Source organism: Neisseria perflava, from assembly GCF_024170405.1.
Classification (GTDB): domain Bacteria; phylum Pseudomonadota; class Gammaproteobacteria; order Burkholderiales; family Neisseriaceae; genus Neisseria; species Neisseria perflava_B.
Genome location: NZ_JALJYC010000014.1, coordinates 27,187 through 49,954, shown reverse-complemented (window position 1 = coordinate 49,954; position 22,768 = coordinate 27,187). Strand labels below are relative to the sequence as shown.

Genomic DNA, 22,768 nt, shown 5'->3' with positions numbered 1-22,768 from the left:
TCATAAAGTAATGCGTAATGACATCATAAGGCCGTCTGAATGTTTCAGACGGCCTTTTTGCCCAATAAAAACGCCATAAGGTTCCCCCTTATGGCGTTGCTTGTTGGCGTGGCTTACATTAGCCTACTCGCGGAAAATACTGCCCGCAAAGCACGGCTTAGAACACCCCGCCGCTGGTATTGACAATATCCTGGTCGATATACACGGTATAGCTGCCAACGGTATAAGCGTAGTAGGTCTCGCCGTTATACGCCACCGACGTACCCGTTGCATTCACTACTGACAAATCAACCTTATCGCCGCTATCGCCGGTAACAAACAAGCCAGTTACCGTAGTGCCATTATCAAGAGTAACAGAGCCTGTGGTATTAGCAAGCGTTGTTTCGTTGACACCGCTCAAGGTATTGTTGCCTGTGCCGGTCAAGTCAATTTCTTCAAAATCGCTGATATACGCAAGTGTTAGATTCTGACCTGAAGCAGACAGATACAAGGTATCCGTACCATCACCACCATTAACCACTGCACCGCTTTGCGGCACACTGGTGGTGACATACAAACTATCATCACCATCGCCCAAGCTAATTGTTGCGGTTTTGGCAACGTAAACAACCGTCAGCGTATCGTCACCATCACCCATATAAACCGAACCGTGGGTCCAGTTACCAATAGTCAGGGTATCGTCACCGCTACCCATGTTAACAGTACTTAGGTTGGCAAGGTTACGGACGATGGTCATGGTATCGTCGCCATCACCCGCATCCACATAAGCCAAGCGCGTATTGTTCCAACCTACATCATAGGTAAAGGTAATGGTATCGTTGCCGCTACCTGTAGTCAAAACACTCGCCAAATCGCTGGTATTGCCACCATAGAACACACCAGCAATCGTTACCACATCATCGCCGTCGCCTGTTGACACCGTGCTATTAATCGTATGAGTCGAATTGGTTGAACCAAGGCTAACCGTATCGTTACCCGTGCCGGTATCAATCGTCGTTGCAGTTACCGTTTTGGTGATGGTCACAATATCATCGCCCGTTCCGGTACTGATGGATATGTTCGAAGAAGTCGTGCCGACTGCGCCGCTAATGGTAACGGTATCGTTACCCTCCCCGGTTGTAATGGTTGCCGTTGAATAGTTACCAACTGCAACGTTACCGGAAATGGTTATCGTATCATTACCCGTACCCATATCAATCACGGCTTCCGTACCGATACTGCCAATACTCAGGGTATCATCATCGGCACCCATGGAAATATTGGCATAATTGAGCGAGCTTCTAACCGTCATTACATCTGCGCCGTCTGAAGTAGAAACAGTCACATTAGTTACTGCACCGCTAATCGTAATCGTATCGTCATCAGTTCCTGAACTAATAACCACACCGGAACTATTGCTGGTACCGCTAATGCTGGTAGCTGTCAGGATATTCGTACCATTACCTAAATCAATGTTACTGGTACCGCTGATTGCTGAACCAACTGTTACCGTATCATTACCATCGCCGGTGCTGAGGGTTGAACTGGCTACGGATGAACCTACCGTAATCGTGTCATCGCCCTCACCCGTTGTGACGTTAGACTCGGTCAAGTTGACGTCAACGGAAATGCTGTTGTCACCATCACCAGCTGAAATATTGGTATAACGAACGGTCGAACCGAAAATCATGGTATCGTCACCGGCTCCAGAGGTAACCACAACAGAAGTGGTCGTTGAACCTTGAACAAAACTACCAACCGTCAAGGTATTTTCCCCGTTACCCAAATCAATGGTTGTGGTACCGTTGACCGAACCGCCTACCGTTACCGTATCATTACCTTCTCCAGCATAAATGCTGCTGACACCGGTCACATTACCGCTCACGGTCACATTATCATTACCATTGCCAGAGTTGATGGTGGAATAAACCATATTACCGCCAACAGATACCGTATCGTTACCGTCTCCGGCCGATATGCTTGTGTAGTTGGCATTACCGGAAATACTCACCGTATCATTACCTGCACCGGCCGTAATCGTCACATACAAGCTTGACGAACCGGTCACGTTGCCGCCAACCGTCAGGATATCATCGCCACTACCCAGATTCACCGATGAATTACCGGTTATATTGGTCGCAATGGTTACCGTATCGTTGCCGTTACCCGCGTCAATCGTCGAATTGCTGACATTAGCCCCAATCGTCAAGGTGTCATTAGCATTACCCAAGCTGATTGTTGAAGCATTGACGTAAGTACCAATTTCCACATCATCACTACCATCACCCGTATCAATCACGGTGGCGCAAACATAGCTGCCAATACCTAAAGTATCGCTACCTTCGCCTAGGTCAATGGTATTCATTGCCGCCGAGCCGGTTCCCGATACATACCCGCCAATAAAGACGCTGTCGTTACCAGCATAAGTCGCGATAGAGGAAGTTCCTACTGTGCTACTACCGTAAACCGAGCCGCGAATGATAATAACGTCATCGGCATCACTGGTGGCATAACCCAAACTGCTGTCTGTTGTCTGATTCGTCACACCAGTGGTCGGCGTGGTGTCGTTATAACCTTCATCCGTACCGGTTTCACCGTCAGTATAGGCGATGGTCGTAGAGTCGCTGATGGTACCTCCAGTAATGTTATCAATCATATTCAGCGACAAAGTATTACCCGCAGGATCAACAGCATAGATGGTCATATCCAGGCTGGTTTTCCACGACCAGTTGCTCAAGGTCAGGGTAAATGAACCGGTTGAGCTTGCAGTCGTACTGACTGTTACCGTCGCCCCTGTGCTGTCGGTATAAACGATAAATACCGTTGCATTAGCATCTGTTGTACCGGTCAGGGTCAGCGTGCTGCCTGACACATTACCGCCGGTAATGTCCAAGCTGACTTCGGTATCCAAAGTAATATCGGCAGACTCGGTATCCGTGGTCAGCGTGCTGGTGCTGCTGACAGTCGCGGCATAAGTGTAGGTCGTGTCATCGCTGAGGCTGTTGGTAAAGGTATAGGCTGTATAACCATCGCTATCCGTACCCACCGTTACCGATACGCTGTTGCCGGCGCTGTTTTTCGCAGTGCCGTCTGAAGAGATGGTAATAGTGTCCACCGTATTGCCGTCACTGTCGGTAATGACGATGGTCAGCGTTTCATCGCTTTCCAAGGCGTTTTCCAAGGTCACAGTTACCGTCGGCGTATTGTCGTTACTCAATGTGCCGCTGGTCGAAGCATCCGTACCATCGTTATCAATATAGCTTGCTCCGCCATCGGCCACATCGCCAGTGTACTCGCCCGAGCCATCAGCCAAATAGCTGACAGTTGTGCCTTTTGCCGCAAGCGTGCTGTACAGCGCAGTCACATCGCTATCTTCATCATCGCTGATGACAATCGAGATAATCTGCGTCACCACTGCTACCTCATCCGTATCAGTCAGCGTATTGCCGTCACTGTCCGTTGCGGTAGTGGTGGCGGTTAGGTCGCCTCCAGCAAGCGAGCTGACGTCAACAACGCTGGACACGCTATACGAACCCGTAGAAGTTACCGTTGCGGTAGCCGTAACCGTATTACCTTCACTGTCGGTCAGTACAACCGTTACAGTCGCACCTTCACTGACACCGGTGGTTTGGCCAGTTATCTGATAACCCACTGAATCACTGCTGGTATAAGCCTCCGTCAATACCGTATCCACATAGCTCACAGTATCGCTCGCTGAAACCGTGCTGTTCACGCCGGTCACGCTCACGCTTGCAGTCAAATCATCCCAGCTCTCTAAACCGGTCACATCAACTTCCACGGTGTACGTACCACCGGCATCTACCATAGCGGTTGCCGTTACCGTATTGCCGTCGGTATCCGCAATCGTTACCGTCACCGTTGCACCCGAAGAAACACCGGTAGTTGAGCCGTCAACCGTTACCGTACCTACGGTGTAGTCCGCCACCGATGCATTAACATCAATCGCGTCGGTAATGTTGTCTAAGCTGGTTTCATCAACGTCTGTTACGGTATTACCGTTGTTATCAGTGGTTTGCGTGTCCAAAGTTACCGAACCGTCAACCAAGCTGCTGGTATCAACCGTTACCGAATAAGTGCCGTCTGAAGCCACAGCAGTGGTAGCCGTCACCGTATTGCCTTCGCTGTCAGTCAGCGTCACCGTCACGGTACTGCCCGCCGCCACATCAGTCGTGCTACCAGTGACGCTATCGGTATAACCATCTACATCAACAAAAGTCGTATCGGTCGCACCTGCCACCTGGTCGATTTCTACCGTGTCCGTATCGGTCACCGTATTGCCGTTGTTGTCGGTGGTCTCGCTATCAATGGTGATTTCACCGTCGGTCAGGCTTTCGGTACCCGCAGTGACGGCATAGGTGCCGTCGCTCGCCACGGTGGCGGTAGCCGTTACCGTATTACCTTCGCTGTCAGTCAAGGTCAGAGTCACAGTGGTGCCGGCGGCCACATCGGTGGTCGAACCGGTAATGGCCACAGAATCAGTATTAACATCAGGAGTTGCTGCAACAGAATCAACTGCACCGACAGAGGTATCGTTGGTATTGGTTTTATGGCTGCCATTTTCACCTGAGGCTGCTGCCAATGCCGCAATACCACCCGCCAAAGCAGCCAGACCCAACCAGCCACCACGGATTAAAGCACCACAGCGCCGCTGCCAAGGCAGAGGCTTCCGTTCCGCCCAATGCTTGACCGGCAAACATTTCTTCCGCCAGCATGCTGACAGCGTCATTCAGTTGACCGCTTTCGGGTACATAGGCGTAGTAATTGCCGTTTTCGTGCAAGCCGACCAGCAGGTTGCTATCGCCGTCGGCATAGCCAATTTCGCCATTGGCTGCGTAGTAATTTTCAATAATCAGATCGGGGGTGGCGATGTCTTCGCCTTCGAATGCGATATACAGGTCTTGACCAACGCGTTTGGTCATGATGTTTTCCGGGCCGTAGCCTGTGGCTTGGTCAACAAATTCGTAGTTGACGTTTGCCTGGGCTGCGATACGAACGGCGTTTTTGCCGTCGGTATTAAAGTCAACGATACGGATGGTTTCTTTTGAGTCGTTAATTTTCAGGATGATATTTGACATTTATATGCACTCAGTATTCTGATTATTTTTTGTTTGTACGGCTAATGCTTGTTGGCGGCAAACTTATTATTTGAAATCAAACGGAATCGTTTTACGCACACCACCCAAGATAATAGGCGGTAGATTATACGCTTTCTAAAACACCCCTAAAACGCCTTTCAGTATTCCTTTACAACCATTTATCCGACCACTTACTTACGTAAATAATCACAAAGTGCCGTTTTTTTATTTTATTAATGTATTATTAATATAAATGCATAAAACTTAATTACTAAATATTTGAATTATCGGGATTTCCCCCACCCACCTCGAATTTTTAGCAACGGGATGTCGCTTTGTTGCGATTGAAGCAATTTTCATTGTTAAATTTTGTGTAGGCCACATACAACACTATGTGCGTATCCATATAAAAAGGCCGTCTGAAAATTTTTCAGACGGCCTTTTGAATTTGAATATTTTTGTCAATAATAATGGATAACAGATTGCTATAAATTGATTTTACTTCTATTCAAAATAATTCATTTCAACATTTTTGGTCTTACGAAACATTCCATATCTGATAACCGCAATGTGCTTTACAAAATTACGCTTTCCGGCGGCGGCGTTCGCCCGGCAAACCCATGTCCGCCCATTTGACGATATTGGCCACTTCCGCCGGATTGAGTTCGTAAAACTGGCCGCGCTTGAGGCGGTTGGGCAAACCGATGGGGCCGAAGCCGACACGCACCAAGCGGCTGACGGTCAGGCCTTGGCTTTCAAAAATACGGCGTACTTCGCGGTTGCGGCCTTCTTTAATCACGACATTGTACCATTTGTTAACGCCCTCGCCACCTTGCTCCCAAATGCGTTCCACTTTAGCCAAACCGTCTTCCAGCATGACGCCTTCTTCGGTCAGCATGCGCATTTGCTCGGTGGTCAGTTCGCCCAACACGCGCACGGCGTATTCGCGCTCCACTTCAAAGCTGGGGTGGGCAAAGCGCTGCACCAATTCGCCCGACGTAGTCAGAATCAAGAGGCCGCTGGTATTGATGTCGAGACGGCCGATGGCTACCCAGCGGCTGCTCGCCGCCTGCGGCAGACGGTCGAAAATGCTAACACGGCCTTGCGGGTCATCGCGCGACACGATTTCGCCTTCCTGCTTGTAATACAGGATAATGCGCGGCAGGCGGTCGGCCCATTTGAGCTTGATGATGTTGCCTTTGACGGTCACGTGGTCATCGGGCGTGACTTTTTCGCCCAACTGTGCCACACGTCCGTTGACCGTAACCCAGCCGTTGGTAATCCACTCTTCCATTTCGCGGCGCGAACCGACGCCTGAAGCGGCCAGCACTTTTTGCAGGCGCTCCGGCTCGAAGCGCGACAAATCGCTGCGGCGTTCTTTCAAATCGCGGGCGTGTTCCATGATTTTTTGGTTGGGATTGCGCACGATGAGTTTTTTGGCTTTGGTAGCACGCTGTTTCGGTGCGCGTTCGGCTGGTGCGCCGTCGGCTTTATTCAGGCCGTCTGAAAAAGGTTTTTTCGGGGACTTGGCTTGATAGTTTTTTTCAGACGGCTTGCCGCTGCCGCTTGCTTTGGTTTTAAAGGTGACACCGCGTTTGGCGGCGGGCTTTTTGGCGTTTGAAGTTGAAGACGCGCCGTCGCGCCATTCGCGTTTGCTGGTGGGTTGTTTGGCTTTGGCCATTTGAGTTCTCCTAACGCGCTTTCTTGTTTATTTGAAACGGAAAACGGTTCTTCTGCGGCAGGTGCGGCAGGTGGGGTTAAACGGTTTGGGAATTTCGTAGGGTGGGTTTCAACCCACCAAAACATTCATTGTCATAAAATGGTGGGTCAAGACCCACCCTACTTTTCTTGGTTTCCTGTTTTCTCACGATAACAAGGCCGTCTGAAAACGGTGTTTTTCAGACGGCCTGAAACTTAGGCGGCATTTTACCTTATTTTATTGAATCCGCGTGTATTTTTTGGCAAAGATTAAGGCGACAGCCGCTCTTTAATCCAGTTGCCATCGACTAAGCGGTATTGGATACGGTCGTGCAGACGGCTGGGACGGCCTTGCCAAAATTCGATGCGGTCGGGGTGCACGATATAGCCGCCCCAATGCGGCGGACGCGGTACGTGCAGCGGATGGCGCGCGCCGACGGCAGCGGCTTTGGCCACCAACGCGGCTTTGCTCGATAACACTTCACTCTGCGCACTCGCCCATGCCCCAATCCGGCTGGTATAGGGGCGGCTGTCGAAATATTCGTCCGATGCGGCTTCGTCTAATTTCTCAATCCGCCCTTCCACGCGCACGGAGCGTTCCAATTCCGGCCAAAAGAAGGTCAGCGCGGCAAACGGGTGCGCGGCAAACGAGCGCCCTTTGCGGCTTTGGTAATTGCTGAAAAACACAAAACCCTGAGGGTTGACTTCTTTGAGCAGCAAAACGCGGCTGTTGGGGCGGCCGTCTTCGCCAACGGCGGCCACGTTGACTGCGGTCGGCTCGTTGACCGCCGAATGCATGGCTTCGTTCATCCATTTTTCAAACTGGGTAATCGGGTTGGCATCGCATTCGACTTCCGATAATTCCTGCTTGCTGTAATCCTGACGGATATTGTGCAAATCCATTTCAACCTCCTGATTAGAGAATCATTAATATCATACACGTGTTTTTCAGACGGCCTCAAGCCCTGATTGTGTATAATGCGGCATTAAATCAAACAAACGGATCAAACCATGCAAACCGAAGTGGAATTGAAAATTTTAAACCCGAAAATGGCCGATTTGCTGCCTGCCTACGCCACGCCCGGCTCGGCCGGATTGGACTTGCGCGCCTGTTTGGACGAAGCGGTCACGCTGCAACCGGGCGATACCTATTTAGTGCCGACCGGCTTGGCGGTGCATTTGGGCAATCCGGCCTACGCCGCCGTATTGCTGCCGCGCTCGGGCTTGGGTCACAAACACGGGATTGTGTTGGGCAATCTGGTCGGCCTGATCGACTCGGATTATCAGGGCGAACTAAAAGTCTCGCTGTGGAACCGAGGTAAAGAAGCATTTGTCATCGAGCCGCTGGAACGCATTGCGCAGATGGTAATTGTGCCCGTGATGCAGGCGGCGTTTAAGGTGGTGGACGAATTTGCCGCCAGCGAACGCGGCGAAGGCGGTTTCGGCAGCACGGGCAAAGCCTGATTGCGCCGAACAGGATAAAATAATCAGAAAGGCCGTCTGAAAAGCAAAGATACTTTTCAGACAGCCTTTGTCATGCTTCAATCTTTATTTAGATTTCAAGCGGTTCCAAATGGTTTTGACCGTGCCGCCGTAATAGCTGCTGTCGGTACAATACACGGTTTCCAGCGCGCATTGTCCGGCCGAGCCGTATTTTTTCACGCATTGGTTGAGCGCGATTTGGTGCACTTTTTTGAAATACGGCGAGGTAATCACCACGGCGTTATCAGGCGAGAGTTTGCCGGCGGCTTTCGGATAAGCCAAGGCCACGCAGGTATTGTTGAGCGCCATCACGCTTTGGCAGCCGGTGCCTTTGCCGCCTGCCACGCCCGCCAGCGCATCTTCGCCTTTGCAAAACGATTCCAATTCGGCGGCTGCTTCAATCTGGCTGGCATTTTCTTTGGTGGTTTTGACTTGAATGCTGTCGCTGCCGTCATTCGGATTCTGCCAAAAAGCCAGATAGCCGTAGGTATCCGCTGCGCAGGCCGTGGCTGCCAGCGTGCTCACTAATAATGCGCAAAGTATTTTTTTCATCATCTCATCCCGGTTATCAAGAGCCGACTGTCATTATATCTATATAGGGTTAGCCTATTATAAAGCAAAGGCCGTCTGAATGTATCATGGGTTTCAGACGGCCTATTTTCAAGATAGCGAGGGTGTTTTCCGCATAACGGATACCGCTATCGCCCGCCTACTTTGCGCCAAAATTTCGACCAGCCGCTATGACTGCCGTAAGCCTGCGCCGAGGTGCAAAATACGGTTTCTACTTCGCAACCTGCCGCTTCGCCGTATTTCAGACGGCATTGCGCCAAAGCCGCTTTGCCGGTTTTTTTAAACTCGGTGTTTTGCACCACCACCACATTATCGTATTTGAGCAGACCTTGCGCACGCGGCCATGCGGCGGCGGCGCAGGTGTTTTTCAGCGCGGTAATGCTCAGGCAGCCGGTGGGCACTTTGCCGCCCGTCGCCAGATTGCGGTCTTGTTCGCGGCAAAAATCATCTACTTCGGCCTGCGCTGCGGCTTTATCCGCGCCTTCCTGCGTGGTTTTCGTGACCGTTACCACTTCGGGGCGGTCGGGGTTTTGCCAAAAGGCAATGTAGCCGTAGTTATCGGCGGCGTGGGCGGCAGGCAGTAGCGCGGCCAGTATGAAGGCGGGTAAGGTTTTCATGTGTGTTGGGATTGAGTTAGAGTGTTTTGCCGCTTATTATAATGTAAAGGCCATCTGAATGCAGTTTCAGACAGCCTTTTCGCATTAAGAGAAAATGCGTGCGTGGCATGCGGCATACACCTTACGCTGCTTCGCGCTTGCCGCCCTCATGCTGGCGGTGGTAATGGCGCAAGGCGTGCTCTTTGCGGCGGCCGCTGCTGAAAGCGGAGACGCGTTTGAGGTAGCCGATGACGCGCGTGCCGTAGTCGATGTCGTGCGAACCGCAGGCGCTGCATGCGGTCAGCGTGCGCTTGTCGATGTGGCTGCACTCGTTGCAAATGGTAATGCGCACGTTGACGCAGAAGTAGTTGCAACCGGTTGTCGCGGCGATGTCGAGCAAGGATCGGTAACCGGACTGGCTCAGGGCTTCGTCCAAATTCAAATGCAGCGCCGAGCCGCCGTCGAGCCAATCGACCAATTCTTTGCCGTGCAGCAGGAATTTGTCCAGCGCGTTGGTTTCTTCGTCTTCCACCACATAGAAATAGGAATTGTAGCAGTCGCGGTTGACCTGATAGCCGTCTTCCTTATCCCATTTGGCGTTTTTCACGCCCAGATTTTCGGCGGGCACAAATTCGGTATTGAATTTCACGCCGTAATGTTTTGTTGCTTCTTGGTTGGCCTCGAAAATGGTTTTCAGACGGCCTTGTACAAAATCAACATAATCTTCGTTGTAGCCGACTTGGATGCCGTGGTATTCCACCGCTTCCGCCATGCCGTTGATGCCGATGGTGAGGAACTGCTTGTCCAGCGTAATAAAGCCCGCGTCATATACAGGTAGCATACCGGCGGCTTGGTATTGCTCCATCAGCTTGCGGTAGGCGTATTGGTATTTGTGGATTTTCGCCACTTCCTCGCCCAAATCGCGGCCGTCTTGCTCCAAGCGGTTCATGTTGAGGGTAATCACATTTATCGAGCCGGTCGCCACGCCGCCCGCGCCTAAAGTATAAGAGAAGGTGCGGTCTTCGATGGCGTTGCGCAAACGGCAGCAGGAAGCCAGCGAATCGGGGTTATCGGAAAGATACATAAAGAAGGAATTGCCTTCGGCCAGCTCTTGCGCCATTTGGTCGGCGAAGCGGGTGTCTTTGCATTTGCCGTTTTCGGTCAGCATGGCGGCGGTGACCACGGGGAAGGTCAAAATCGCTTTGGTGCGCTCTTGGTTAAACCATTTCAGGAAAAAGAGCTGCAATTTTTCCACGCTCTCCCACACCGGCTGGCTGAAATCGGGGAACACGAAATCGCCAAACATGGCCTCGAAATAATGGCGGTCATACACGGAAATATTCCAAAACACGCTCTGATAACCACGCGCGGCGGCAGGCTGGTTGATGCTGTACACCACCTGCTGCATATGGTTGGCAATTTCAGAGGCGTGGGTATTCAGGTAATCGTCACCATAATCTTTGCGGGCGAAGTAGTCGAAATAGGTCAGAAATTCCACGGTCGCCACTGCGCCGGCAAATTGTGCGCTGATGGCAAACACCAAATTGATAAACGAGCCGCAAAACGAAGCCAAATGCTGCGGCGCTTTGGATTCGCCGCCGAGTTTGCTCAAGCCGTCGAGCAAAAACGGATACAGCGTGGCGGATACGCAATACGGTTTCAGGCTGGTTTCATCGTGCACATAAATCTCGTGCGCTTCGATTTGGCGGATGTATTCGTCGGCAGTGGCCTGGTCAAACAATTCGGCGATTTTGCGCGACACTTGGGCGCGGTTGACCTGCACGAAAAAGTCTTTCATCAACTCGGTTTCCATCGTGGCGATGTTTTTCTGCGTCACGTTGGCGTTGGCGTCCATTTTCGAACCGTCGGCGGCATTGGTGGCCGAGATGTAATCGTGGATGAAATTGAGTTTGCCGTTTAGCTGTTCGGAATTGAGCCGAATCATGTTGCTCTCCTGATGGTTGATGATGTTGTTCGCGCGGTGCGCTTTGCCTTATCGGATGACTGTTCAGGCCGTCTGAACAATCGGAATCTGTTTAAAAAACAATCGGTTTAATACTTCGCCGGTGTGGACGTTCACCAATTTCTGATTGGTGGCCGGGCTGTCCAAACCGCCCAAATCTGCCTGCCAGCGGCCGGTTTTTAAATAATCCAGCAAGGGAACGAGGCCGTCTGAAAGCGCTTCCAGCTCCCGCCGCTCCAAGCCGGTGTATAAGCAGGTTTTCAAACCCGCCGCTTTTACCGCTTCGAGCATCGCCCTCAAGGCCTCGGGCTGCCATTCGCCACCCATAAACAATACGCAGCTAATCAAACCGCGATAGCGTTTCAGACGGCCTTGCAGGTATTCCCGCGTCAATTCCTTGCCGATACCTACTTTCCAAGTATCCGCGCTGTGGCAGCCCGGGCAGCGCAACGGGCAGCCGGAAAATAAAAAGGCCAACGATACTTCGTTGGGGACTTCCTGCCAGACGATTTGTTCGGTTGTAAAGCGGAGCGGTTGCATGTTTTCTTGCTTAGATACTAGATTTGGTATGAATTAAAACATAAAAACACTAAATATGGTATTTTTTAGTTTTTATCCGATTTAAGCAGGTTATAGCTGTTTTTAATTTACATCATTAATAAACACTAATTTCATATTCATAAAATGCCGACAAAAAGGCCGTCTGAACAATCGTTTGACTGTTCAGACGGCCTGTTATCTAAAATTCAGAGGGAGCGGTTAATGCTCCAAGCTGTCGGTATTCACTTTAACCGCCACATCGCTCTTATCGTGCGGCAAGACCAAGTTTAAAACCACCGCCATAATGCCGCCTGCCGAAATTGAGTTTTGGAACAACACCGGCAGGTTTTTAAACACTTCCGGCTCAAACGCCACGCCCAAACCCAAGCCGACCGAAGTCGCCGCAATCACCGCTTCGCGGCGGCGGATACCGTTGCTAACCAAAATGCGTACGCCCGCAATCGCAATCAGGCCGAACATCAACACCATCGCGCCGCCCAAGACCGGGCTCGGAATCGTGGTAAACACGCGCCCGATTACGGGAAACAGCCCCAACAATACCAGAATTACCGCAATATATTTGCCCACATGCCGCGAAGCCACGCCGGTCATCTGAATCACGCCGTTGTTTTGCGCAAACGTGGTCAGCGGCAGCGAACCGAGCGCAGTGGCAATCACCGACACCAGCCCGTCGGCCATCACGCCGCCTTTCAGACGGCCTGTGTATTCCTCGCCCTCAATCGGACGGCCGGACACCATCGCCGTCGCAGTCAAATCGCCCACCGCTTCAAACACGCTTAAAAGAAAAATCGCACCCGCCACAATAAAGGCGTGCCAATCAAAAGCAAAACCGTATTTAAACGGCACGGGGATGGTAATCACCGGCAGATTGTGCAGCGCGGAAAAATCCACCTTACCCAAAAACAGCGCCACGATGTAGCCCACCACCAAGCCGATGGCAATCCCGCTCATGCGCAAAAGCGGGTTTTTCATGCAGTTGAACAGCAACACAATCAGCAACACCAGCGAAGCCAAGCCCAGATTTTCCATCGAGCCGAACGTACCTTCCGCCTTGGCCGCATAGCCGCCGCCGAAATCGGTAATGCCGACGTGAATCAGGCTCAAGCCGATCAACATCACTACCACGCCGCTCACCGTCGGCGTAATCACTTTTTTCAGATACGGCAGCAAAAAGGCGGAAAAACACACCAAAAACGCGCCGACAAACGACACGCCCAAGAGCGTGGAAATCATGGCGTTTTCATCCATGCCGCCTTCTTTCATGCCCGTACCCAGCGCAATCATCACGGTGACAAACGAAAAATTCACCGACTGAATCGACAGCATGCCCGAACCGACCGGCCCGAAGCGGTTGACCTGCAAATATGTGCCGATACCTGAAGCGACCATCGCCATCGACACCAAGTAAGCCGTCATTTCCACCGGCAGGTTCAGCGCCCCGCCGACAATCAGCGCCGGCGTAATCATTGGCACAAAAATCGCCAAAAGGTGCGTCACCGCACTCAACAAAGCATTAAAAAACGGCGGTTTGTCTTCCAAACCGTACACCAAATCGGGCGCGTCGGCGCGTTGTTCCATCGGTTCAGCCATCAAAAATTCCTAAAAGATTATGAAACGGGTAATGAAAAGATAATTTTTGTAAGGGCGCGATTGTATCGAAAGCAACGCACCTACGCAATTTTCAGACGGCCTGACACCGTTTTTATACGCCGCTGCCATAGGATACAGCAGGTTTAACACTTTTTAATCTTGACATCCATCCCGCTTGGATTATCATTCAAACCACTGATTTCAAACAGTATCCTTTTTACCCTATTTCCCAAACGCAAAAGGCGGCGTCAGGCCGTCTGAAACGGGTGTTTCACACTGACAACAAAGTAAGCTACAATCCGATAATCATTACCGACCCCATTTGCCTGTTTGTTTCAAGATACCGGCAGGCATTAACCGCGAAGAGGTTTCCATCATGTTAAAAGGCAGTCTGGTTGCCCTGATTACCCCGATGAATCAAGACGGCAGCGTCAATTACCAACAACTGCGCACCCTCATTGACTGGCATATCGAAAACGGTACCGACGCCATCGTCTCCGTCGGCACCACCGGCGAGAGTGCGACTTTGTCTATGGACGAACACATGTCCGTCATCGCCGAAACCGTCAAACACGTTGCCAAGCGCGTGCCCGTGATTGCCGGTACCGGCGCCAACAATACCTTGGAAGCCATCGAGCTGTCGCATTCGGCGGAAAAAGCCGGTGCAGATTACACCCTGTCGGTCGTCCCCTACTACAACAAACCGTCGCAAGAAGGCATTTACCGCCATTTCAAAACCATCGCCGAAGCCACTTCGATTCCGATGATTGTGTATAACGTGCCCGGCCGTACCGTGGTCAACATGACCAACGAAACCATCCTGCGTCTGGCCGAGATTCCCAACATCGTCGGTGTGAAAGAAGCCAGCGGCGACGTTGCCCGCGACATCGAATTGCTTAACCAAGTGCCCGAAGGCTTTATGGTATTTTCCGGCGACGACCCTACCGGCCTACCGTTTATGCTGTGCGGCGGACACGGCGTGATTACCGTTGCCGCCAACGTCGCGCCCAAATTGTTTGCCGACATGTGCCGTGCGGCCTTGGGCGGCGATATTGCCGAAGCGCGCCGTTTAAACGAGCAGCTGATTCCGATTTACAACGTGATGTTCTGCGAACCCAGCCCCGCCGCGCCCAAATGGGGTGCTGCCGCGCTGGGCAAATGCGAAGCCCATGTGCGCCTGCCGCTGGTAAGTTTGACCGAAGCCGGTCAAGCCAAAGTACGCGCCGCATTGCAGGCCGCCGGACAACTCTAAGCGGATTAACCCCAATGCCGTCTGAAAACGATACCGTCATTTTCAGACGGCCTCAGATTTTACTTCACAGGAAACCGATATGACCTATATCAAACCGGCAGTATTGGCTGTCGCCCTGATTAGCCTGACCGCCTGTTCCAGCGGTAAAAAAGACCAGCCCAAACTGGATTACCAAAGCCAAAACCGCAAAATCGTCAATTTGGAAGTCCCCCCCGATTTGACCAACCCGAACGAAGGCAACCTTTACCAGCTGCCGGCCAATTCCGGCGCGGTTCGTGCCAGCGATTTGGAAAACCGCCGCCGTGCGCGTACGCCGGAAGTGCAGCAGTCTGCCAATCCCGCCGTATTGCAATCGGTTAAAGGCGTGAAATTGGAGCGCGACGGCAACCAACGCTGGTTGGTGGTCGAAGGCAAAGACCCCGCCGAAATTTGGCCGCTGCTGAAAGCCTTCTGGCAGGAAAACGGTTTCGACATCAAATCGGAAGAACCGGCCATCGGCCAAATGGAAACCGAATGGGCGGAAAACCGCGCCAAAATCCCGCAAGACAGCCTGCGCCGCCTATTGGATAAAGTCGGCTTGGGCGGTGTTTATTCCACCAGCGAACGCGACAAATTCATCATCCGCGTCGAGCGCGATAAAAACGGCGCGACCGACGTCTTCTTTGCCCACAAAGGCATGGAAGAAGTCTATGGCGACAAAAACAAAGACACCACCATGTGGCAGCCGCGTCCGAACGACCCGAATCTGGAAGCCGCATTCCTCGCCCGCTTTATGCAATACTTGGGCGTAGATTCCGCGCAAGCCGAAAAAGCCTTGGGTCAGAGCGTCGCCAAACAAAAAATCGACAAAGTCGGCAATGCTTCCGGCGATTTGGCCAAAATCGAAGGCAATACCTTGCTCTTGAGCGGCGATTACGACCGCAACTGGCGCCGCACCGCTCTCGCGCTTGACCGCGTCGGCCTGACCGTTTTGGGTCAAAACGTCGAACGCCACGCTTTCTTGGTGAAACAAGCGCCGACCGAAAGCGAAGCCGTGAGCGAGAAAAAACCGAGCAAAATGAAAAAATGGTTCGGTTTGGGCAAAGACAAGCAAGAAGGCAAACCAGCAGAAAAACCGGAGCTGATTGTTTATGTCGAGCCGCTGCGCGAAGGTTCGCGCATTACCCTGCTCAACAAAGACGGCAGCGCCTACAAAGGCAGCGACCTCTCCACCATCATCGGCCGTCTGCATTCGGAATTGCGTTAAACCGCAATTTAACCAGACAACAGCTTCCGGGTATTTTTCCGGAAGCTGTTTTGTTTGCCGATATGCCAGAGGCCGTCTGAAACACACAATGTTTTCAGACGACCTCGTCCTTTACCGTTATAATAAGCAGCATTCCCATTTGCCCGCGTTTACTTCCTTATGAACACCCGCAAAACCTATCTGCTGCTGATTGTCTTCTTTACCCTGCTGTTTATGGCTTTGGTCTTGCTCGGCAGCTATCTCTTGAGCGTAGACAGCAAACAATACGCCGTGGCCGCCTTCCTGTTTGCCTTCGCCGCCATCTTCGGCCAAATCGCCAGCCTCGCGCTGTATATCCGCCACAAAGCTAAATTGCAGCTCTACCGGCAACAACAAGGAAAACAAAATGTTTGAAAAAATCGTCTTAGCCAGCGGCAACGCGGGCAAACTGCGCGAATTTTCCCGCCTGTTTGCCGAACGCAATATCCAAATCCTGCCGCAATCACAGTTTGACGTACCCGAATGCCCCGAGCCGTATTTCACCTTTATTGAAAACGCCCTCGCCAAAGCCCGCCACGCCGCCAAACACAGCGGCCTGCCCGCCTTGGCCGACGATTCCGGCATCTGCGCCAACACCTTAGGCGGCGCACCGGGCGTACTCTCCGCCCGCTATGCCGGCGACAATCCCAAATCCGATGCCGCCAACAACGCCAAACTCTCCGCCGATTTGAGCGGCAAAAACAACCAAAGCTGCTACTACGTCTGCGTGTTGGTCTTCGTGCGCCACGAACACGACCCGCAACCCGTCATCGCCGAAGGCATTTGGCGCGGTCAATGGCAAAACGAAGCGGCGGGCGAGCACGGCTTCGGCTACGACCCGCATTTCTACCTGCCCGAATACGGCTGCACCGCCGCCGAACTTGACGCCGAAATCAAAAATGCCGTCAGCCACAGGGGGCAGGCCTTGCAGGAATTGTTGAAAAAAATGGCCGCTTTTGCGTAAGTGCCGTCTGGTTTGCCCAACCCAACCTATACTGTGCAGGCCGTCTGAAATACCGTTTTATTCAGACGGCCTTATTCCTTAAAACGTACATTCAGCATAAGCAACGCGGTGTCAGTTGGGATAAAATTCCAACGAAATTTAAGAAGAATGTTGGGTTTTCAACCCAACCTACACAGCACGGCGCGATTCGACAAAAATCTTCGATTGCACTTTTACACCCGTTCAGACGGCCTCACTCCTGAATGAAAAACAAACACATGACCGCCATTACCTTCCCACAGGCAGGCAAGCTTATCGCCCTGCCGCCTTTATCGCTTTATATCCATATCCCGTGGTGCATCAAAAAATGCCCCTATTGCGACTTCAATTCCCACAGCATAAAAAATCAGCAAAACGGCCTGCCCGAAGCGGAATACGTTGACACATTATTGACCGATTTGCAAACCGAGCTGCCGAATATCTGGGGGCGGCCGGTGGAAACCGTGTTTATCGGCGGCGGCACCCCCAGCCTGTTTTCGGCAAAAGCGATAGACCGTCTGTTGAGCGGTGTGCGTGCGCTGGTGAATTTGCAGCCGCAGGCAGAAATCACGCTGGAGGCCAATCCGGGCACGTTTGAAATCGAGAAGTTTCGCGGTTTCAAAGACGCAGGCATTACGCGCTTATCCATCGGCGTGCAGAGTTTCAACGATGATATGCTGGCGCGTTTGGGGCGGGTGCACAACGGCAAAGAAGCGTTGACAGCGATTGATACGGCTTTGAATTTGTTTGACAAAGTGAATATTGATTTGATGTACGCGCTGCCGCAACAGACGGTTCAGACGGCCTTAAATGATGTCAACACCGCCATCGCCACCGGCGCGAGCCACATCAGCGCCTACCATCTGACGATGGAGCCGAATACCGTATTCGGCCACACCCCGCCGCAAGGTCTGCCGCAAGACGAAGCGGCGCTGGATATTGAAGACGCGGTACACGCCGCCTTAAGCGCAGCCGGTTTTCTGCATTACGAAACCTCAGCCTTTGCCCAAGCGGGCAAGCAGTGCCTGCATAATCTGAATTATTGGCAGTTTGGCGATTATCTCGGCATAGGCGCGGGGGCGCACGGCAAGATTTCCTACCCCGACCGTATCGAGCGCACCACTCGCCGCCGCCATCCCACGGAATACCTCAATGCCATGCAAAGCAGCCCTGCCGCCGCCATCGAGCGCAAACCTGTTGCCGCCGAAGATTTGCCGTTTGAATTTATGATGAACGCGCTGCGCCTGAGCGACGGCGTGCCCGCCGCCATGCTGCAGGAGCGCACCGGCGTGCCGAGTGCCAAAATCATGGCGCAAATCGAAAGCGCACGCCAAATGGGGCTGCTGGATACCAATCCGACGCTGTTCCGCCCGACCGAAAAAGGTCGTCTGTTTTTAAACGATTTGTTGCAGTGTTTCCTACCCGATTAACCTTTCAGACGGCCTATCCTACTGTTTCAGGCCGTCTGAAACCTACCCAAAGCCGGCGATTTGTACGATAATCAATCTTGCTTATTATCTGCAACAGATTAGGAGAACCTTCATGGCTAAAGACATTATCCATACCGATAAAGCCCCTGCCGCCATCGGTGCTTACAGCCAAGCTGTGCGCGCGGGCGATACCGTTTACCTGAGCGGCCAGATTCCGCTTGACCCCGCCAGCATGACCGTGGTCGGCGGCGGCGATTTCCGCGCCGAAGCGGTGCAGGTGTTTAAAAACCTGCAAGCCATGGCGGAAGCGGCGGGCGGCTCGCTCGATGACATCGTCAAAGTCAACGCTTACCTGACCGATTTGGCCAACTTCGGCACGTTCAACGAAGTGATGGGCGAATTTTTTACCCAACCCTTCCCCGCCCGCGCCGCCGTCGGCGTGGCCTCGCTGCCAAAAGGCGTACAGATGGAAGCGGAAGCCGTGTTGGTATTGAAAGCGTAACGGTTTTCACGCGCTAAACCCCATCTGCTGTTCAGACGGCCTCGATAATGAATTTGAGGCCGTCTAAATCCTATTCCCTTTTCTTTGCGGCGGTCTCAAACCATTCTGCCGACACCCTCAAATACAATCCATAAAACAACCCAAATCATGGCACACTACGCAATCGGCGACATCCAAGGCTGCTACGACGAGCTGGATGCCCTCTTACACAAAATCAGTTTCAACCACGGCACAGACACGCTCTGGCTCACCGGCGACATCGTCAACCGCGGCCCCAAATCGCTGCAAGCCTTGCAATTTGTCATGCAGCACGAAAGTAGCGTACAAATCATCCTCGGCAACCACGACCTGCACCTGCTCGCCGTCGGCTGCGGCCACGGCACGGTTAAGCGCAGCGACACCATCACGCCGATTCTCAACCACCCCGATTGCGCCAAAATGCTCGATTGGCTGCGTATGCAGCCCTTGATGGTACAGGGCGAAAATCATTATGTGATGGTACATGCCGGTATTCTGCCGCAATGGACGGTTGCCCAAGCGCAGGAATTGGCGCACGAAGCCGAGGCCGAGCTGCGCGGCCGCAAATACAAAAAATTCTTCGGCAAAATGTACGGCAACAAGCCCGCCGCATGGCGCGAAGATTTGGAAGGCTACGACCGCCTGCGCCTGATTGTCAACGTGTTCACCCGTATGCGCGCGCTGACCTACACCAATGAATTGGACTACGATTTCAAAGCCACGCTCGACAAAATGCCGCTCTACCTGCGCCCGTGGTTTAAAGCCGCCAACCGGCAAAACCTCGACCACACCATCGTGTTCGGCCATTGGTCGTCGCTGGGCTACACCAACGGCAACGGTGTGATTTCACTCGACACCGGCGCTTTGTGGGGCGGCGAGCTGACCGCCATCAATCTGGCCAATCAGGAAATCACCCAAGTGGCCGCCATCAACGGCTTGGATTGGAAAACCGCATTGAAATAAAGCCGACCGATTTACCTAAAAGACCGTCTGAAAACCCTTTCAGACGGTCTTGTCGTATTTTTAATCTGATGTTTTTTTCTATCAATTTCTGCTAACTTGTGCAAAAACTGTAGTTTTACTCTAATTTTGCCGATATTTAGAGTATAATTCCTAAAATTCTAAAAAGATGAATTTCTAACACACACCCGATTTCCAAATCTGCAAGGACGTTTCCACACATGCAACACAATTTCGACCCTCTGGTGATCCGTGACAAATCATTGATTCCCGTCGTACAAGGCGGCATGGGCGTGGGCATTTCCGCCTCCCGCCTCTCCAGCGCCGTTGCCCGTGAAAACGGTATCGGCACCATCGCCAGCATCGACTTGCGCCACCTGCATGACGACCTTTTAGCCGAGTCCAAAATCAACCCGAGCGAAGAAAAATACACCGAGTTAAACAAAATCGCCCTCGACCGCGAAATCCAAAAAGCCAAAGCCGACTCGGAAGGCAAAGGGCTGATTGCCGTCAACGTCATGAAAGCGGTCAAAGACCACGCCGCCTATGTGCGCCAGGCCTGCGAATCGGGTGCGGACGCGATTGTGATGGGCGCCGGTCTGCCGTTGGATTTGCCGGAAATGACCGAAGGTTTCCACAAAGACGTCGCCCTTTTCCCGATTTTGTCCGAATCACGCGGGATTAACATCGTGTTGAAACGCTGGATGAAAAAAGGCATTCTGCCCGACGCCGTGGTCATCGAACACCCCGGCCACGCTGCCGGACACTTGGGCTCGAACACCATCGAAGGTTTATACGACTCAAAATTTGAATTTAAACGCGTGATTGAAGAAACGCTGGAAGTGTTTAAAAACCTCGGTTTGGAAAGCGAAAAAATCCCCTTAATCGTCGCCGGCGGCATGGCGAATTTTGAAAAAGTCACCACCGCGCTGAAAAATTGGGGTGCCAACGCCGTACAAATCGGCACGGCCTTTGCCGTTACCGAAGAATGCGACGCGCATGAAAATTTCAAAAAAACCCTCGCCGGTGCGGAAACCGAGCAAGTGGTTGAATTTATGTCGGTTGCTGGTTTGCCCGCACGTGGTGTGCGCACCAAATTCCTCGATAGCTACATCAAGCGCGAGGCCAAGCTGCAATCCGTTGCCAAAGCCGACCCGCGCCGCTGCACCCAAGGCATGAACTGCCTCACCAGCTGCGGCCTGCGCGACGGCTTGGCTAAGGCCGGACAATTCTGTATCGACATCCAGCTTTCCGCCGCATTCCGTGGCGAAGTAGATAAAGGCTTGTTTTTCCGAGGTAAAGACCCTCTGCCCTTCGGCCACGCCATCCGCAATGTGAAAGAAACCATCCAATATCTGCTCAACGGCACCATGCCGGTGTTGGCGAAATAAAATATATGAAATATCAAAAGGCCGTCTGAAAATTTTGCATTTTCAGACGGCCTTATGTTTGTTTCCATTTGCTTATTTGCGTTTGAGCAATACCCCGCTTTCAATATGATGGGTAAACGGAAACTGATCAAATAGCGCGGCGCGTTCGACGCTGTGCGTTTGCGTCAGGACATCCAAATTGGCGCGTAAGGTTTCAGGATTGCAGGAAATGTAAATCACATTATCGAAACGCGCCACCAGTTTCAGCGTTTCATCATCCACACCGGCACGCGGCGGATCGACGAAAATGGTGGAAAAACGGTAATCCGCCAGCGCAATGCCCTGCTCTTCCAAACGGCGGAAGGCGCGGTTTTGCGTGTAGGCTTCGGTAAACTCTTCGGCCGACAGGCGGGCAATTTTGACGTTGCGGCTGTCATTGACCTCGATGTTCCACTGCGCGGCGTGAACCGAGGTTTTGGACACTTCGGTCGCCAATACCTTGTCGAATTTGCGTGCCAGCGGCAGGGTAAAGTTGCCGTTGCCGCAATACAGCTCCAGCAAATCGCCGCCCAAACCTTCTGCCGCGCCGCATGCCCACACCAGCATTTTTTCGCACACGCAGGCATTGGGCTGGGTAAAACTGCCCTCGATTTGGCGGTAGCGGAACGGCTGCCCGTCCACATGCAGCGTTTCGGTCACAAAATCCTGCGCCAACACCACTTTCTGCCCACGGCTGCGGCCGATTATCCATATACCCAACTCATCTTGCAGCTTACGGGCGGCGGTTTCCCATTCGCCGTCTAATTTCTTGTGGTAAATCATCGTCACCAGCATTTCGCCGCTTAAAGTGGCGAGAAATTCGACGGCGTACCAGCGGTTTTTCAACAGCGGCTGCGTCTTCACTGCGGCAATCAGCTTGGGCATTAAGGCGTTAATCGCTCCGTCTGCCGCCACAAATTGGTCGCAGCGCACCAAACTCGCCCCGCTCGCTTTCTGCCCGCGCTCAAACATGGCGTAAAAAATCTCATCGCCTTCGTGCCACACGCGAAACTCCGCGCGCATGCGGTAATGCTGTTCGGGCGATTCAAATACCTCGATTTCAGGCATGTCCAGCCCTTGAAACAGGTCGTGCAGATAGCGTTGCTTGTCGTTTAATTGCTGTTGGTAAGCGCTCATGGTGGTACTCGTTGTTTTATCAGGCGGTATTATAGTATAGGCCGTCTGAAAAACGTATTTTTTCAGACGGCCTCTGCTTATTTTTTAGGCATTTTGATTTTTTCTTGTCTTTTCAATCAGTCAGATATCTTATCCACAAGGCTTGCACAGATTGTTTGAAAATTCTTTGGGATAATGGGGGGAACGGATTTTTCATTGCTTAAATTTTAAGCATTATGCTTTTTTATTTTGCTTTCAAGGGGAAAGCGAAGTTACCCACAAGCGGTACACAATACCGCA

The 22,768-nt window shown here is 52.2% G+C and carries 19 protein-coding genes; 9 read left to right on the top strand and 10 right to left on the bottom strand.

All coding sequences use genetic code 11. The features are described 5' to 3' along the window. Nucleotides 1-157: 157 nt before the first annotated feature. The 4 genes from J2T37_RS06540 to pdxH all read right to left on the bottom strand — a co-directional run bounded on the left by J2T37_RS06540 (nt 158) and on the right by pdxH (nt 7,676). Nucleotides 158-4,615 carry a beta strand repeat-containing protein gene (locus J2T37_RS06540; RefSeq protein ID WP_253354700.1) on the bottom strand — a complete coding sequence of 1,486 codons (4,458 nt, stop codon included), beginning with the start codon at nt 4,613-4,615 and terminating at the stop codon, nt 158-160. Beyond that, the gene (locus J2T37_RS06535) at nt 4,560-5,075 is read right to left on the bottom strand and encodes a hypothetical protein (protein ID WP_253354699.1); all 516 of its coding nucleotides are present in this window, start codon (nt 5,073-5,075) and stop codon (nt 4,560-4,562) included. Before J2T37_RS06535 ends, J2T37_RS06540 begins: the two co-directional genes overlap by 56 nt. Before the next feature lie 583 nt (nt 5,076-5,658). Beyond that, the gene (locus J2T37_RS06530; RefSeq protein WP_253354698.1) at nt 5,659-6,756 is read right to left on the bottom strand and encodes a pseudouridine synthase; all 1,098 of its coding nucleotides are present in this window, start codon (nt 6,754-6,756) and stop codon (nt 5,659-5,661) included. Nucleotides 6,757-7,043: 287 nt separating this feature from the next. Further along, nucleotides 7,044-7,676 (bottom strand): pyridoxamine 5'-phosphate oxidase, encoded by a 633-nt coding sequence (pdxH, locus tag J2T37_RS06525; RefSeq protein WP_253354697.1) that lies wholly within the window; start codon nt 7,674-7,676, stop codon nt 7,044-7,046. Nucleotides 7,677-7,784: 108 nt separating this feature from the next. On the opposite strand from pdxH, the gene dut reads away from it, so the two are divergent. Beyond that, on the top strand, nt 7,785-8,237 hold the full coding sequence (gene dut, locus J2T37_RS06520) for a dUTP diphosphatase (RefSeq protein ID WP_253354695.1): 453 nt from the start codon (nt 7,785-7,787) through the stop codon (nt 8,235-8,237). A gap of 84 nt (nt 8,238-8,321) precedes the next feature. Here dut and J2T37_RS06515 read toward each other — a convergent pair whose 3' ends face one another. The 5 genes from J2T37_RS06515 to J2T37_RS06495 form a co-directional block, all read right to left on the bottom strand. Continuing rightward, a complete protein-coding gene (locus J2T37_RS06515; protein WP_253354693.1) occupies nt 8,322-8,810 on the bottom strand; it encodes a DUF4189 domain-containing protein in 489 nt (162 codons plus the stop codon). Between the two features lie 143 nt (nt 8,811-8,953). Further along, nucleotides 8,954-9,442 (bottom strand): DUF4189 domain-containing protein, encoded by a 489-nt coding sequence (locus J2T37_RS06510; protein WP_253354691.1) that lies wholly within the window; start codon nt 9,440-9,442, stop codon nt 8,954-8,956. A gap of 121 nt (nt 9,443-9,563) precedes the next feature. Next, on the bottom strand, nt 9,564-11,387 hold the full coding sequence (nrdD, locus tag J2T37_RS06505) for an anaerobic ribonucleoside-triphosphate reductase (RefSeq protein ID WP_367398808.1): 1,824 nt from the start codon (nt 11,385-11,387) through the stop codon (nt 9,564-9,566). A 42-nt stretch (nt 11,388-11,429) separates the two neighbouring features. Then, entirely contained in the window at nt 11,430-11,924 is a 495-nt protein-coding gene (nrdG, locus tag J2T37_RS06500; protein ID WP_253354687.1) for an anaerobic ribonucleoside-triphosphate reductase activating protein, read from the bottom strand. A 219-nt stretch (nt 11,925-12,143) separates the two neighbouring features. Further along, nucleotides 12,144-13,535 (bottom strand): nucleobase:cation symporter-2 family protein, encoded by a 1,392-nt coding sequence (locus J2T37_RS06495; protein ID WP_253354685.1) that lies wholly within the window; start codon nt 13,533-13,535, stop codon nt 12,144-12,146. Between the two features lie 376 nt (nt 13,536-13,911). Here J2T37_RS06495 and dapA point away from each other — a divergent pair, with 376 nt between their 5' ends. The 8 genes from dapA (at nt 13,912) to J2T37_RS06455 (ending at nt 21,334) form a co-directional block, all read left to right on the top strand. Continuing rightward, a complete protein-coding gene (dapA, locus tag J2T37_RS06490; protein WP_253354683.1) occupies nt 13,912-14,787 on the top strand; it encodes a 4-hydroxy-tetrahydrodipicolinate synthase in 876 nt (291 codons plus the stop codon). Between the two features lie 79 nt (nt 14,788-14,866). Continuing rightward, nucleotides 14,867-16,033, top strand: a complete 1,167-nt coding sequence (bamC, locus tag J2T37_RS06485) for an outer membrane protein assembly factor BamC (RefSeq protein WP_253354681.1) — start codon at nt 14,867-14,869, stop codon at nt 16,031-16,033. 159 nt (nt 16,034-16,192) lie between these two features. Beyond that, complete coding sequence (locus tag J2T37_RS06480) at nt 16,193-16,426, top strand: NGO_0222 family membrane protein (protein ID WP_253354679.1); 234 nt, start codon at nt 16,193-16,195, stop codon at nt 16,424-16,426. Beyond that, a complete protein-coding gene (gene rdgB / locus J2T37_RS06475) occupies nt 16,419-17,015 on the top strand; it encodes an RdgB/HAM1 family non-canonical purine NTP pyrophosphatase (protein ID WP_253354677.1) in 597 nt (198 codons plus the stop codon). The genes J2T37_RS06480 and rdgB overlap by 8 nt, the downstream gene beginning before the upstream one ends. A 257-nt stretch (nt 17,016-17,272) precedes the next feature. Continuing rightward, complete coding sequence (gene hemW / locus J2T37_RS06470; protein WP_253354730.1) at nt 17,273-18,463, top strand: radical SAM family heme chaperone HemW; 1,191 nt, start codon at nt 17,273-17,275, stop codon at nt 18,461-18,463. Between the two features lie 112 nt (nt 18,464-18,575). Next, nucleotides 18,576-18,965: a RidA family protein gene (locus tag J2T37_RS06465; protein ID WP_253354675.1), complete on the top strand. Its 390-nt coding sequence runs from the start codon at nt 18,576-18,578 to the stop codon at nt 18,963-18,965. A gap of 147 nt (nt 18,966-19,112) precedes the next feature. Beyond that, nucleotides 19,113-19,946 carry a symmetrical bis(5'-nucleosyl)-tetraphosphatase gene (locus tag J2T37_RS06460; RefSeq protein WP_253354673.1) on the top strand — a complete coding sequence of 278 codons (834 nt, stop codon included), beginning with the start codon at nt 19,113-19,115 and terminating at the stop codon, nt 19,944-19,946. Between the two features lie 218 nt (nt 19,947-20,164). Next, on the top strand, nt 20,165-21,334 hold the full coding sequence (locus J2T37_RS06455; protein WP_253354671.1) for an NAD(P)H-dependent flavin oxidoreductase: 1,170 nt from the start codon (nt 20,165-20,167) through the stop codon (nt 21,332-21,334). A gap of 72 nt (nt 21,335-21,406) precedes the next feature. Here the strand turns inward: J2T37_RS06455 and trmA are convergent, their stop codons facing one another. Next, nucleotides 21,407-22,489 (bottom strand): tRNA (uridine(54)-C5)-methyltransferase TrmA, encoded by a 1,083-nt coding sequence (gene trmA / locus J2T37_RS06450; RefSeq protein WP_253354669.1) that lies wholly within the window; start codon nt 22,487-22,489, stop codon nt 21,407-21,409. Nucleotides 22,490-22,768: the final 279 nt, after the last annotated feature.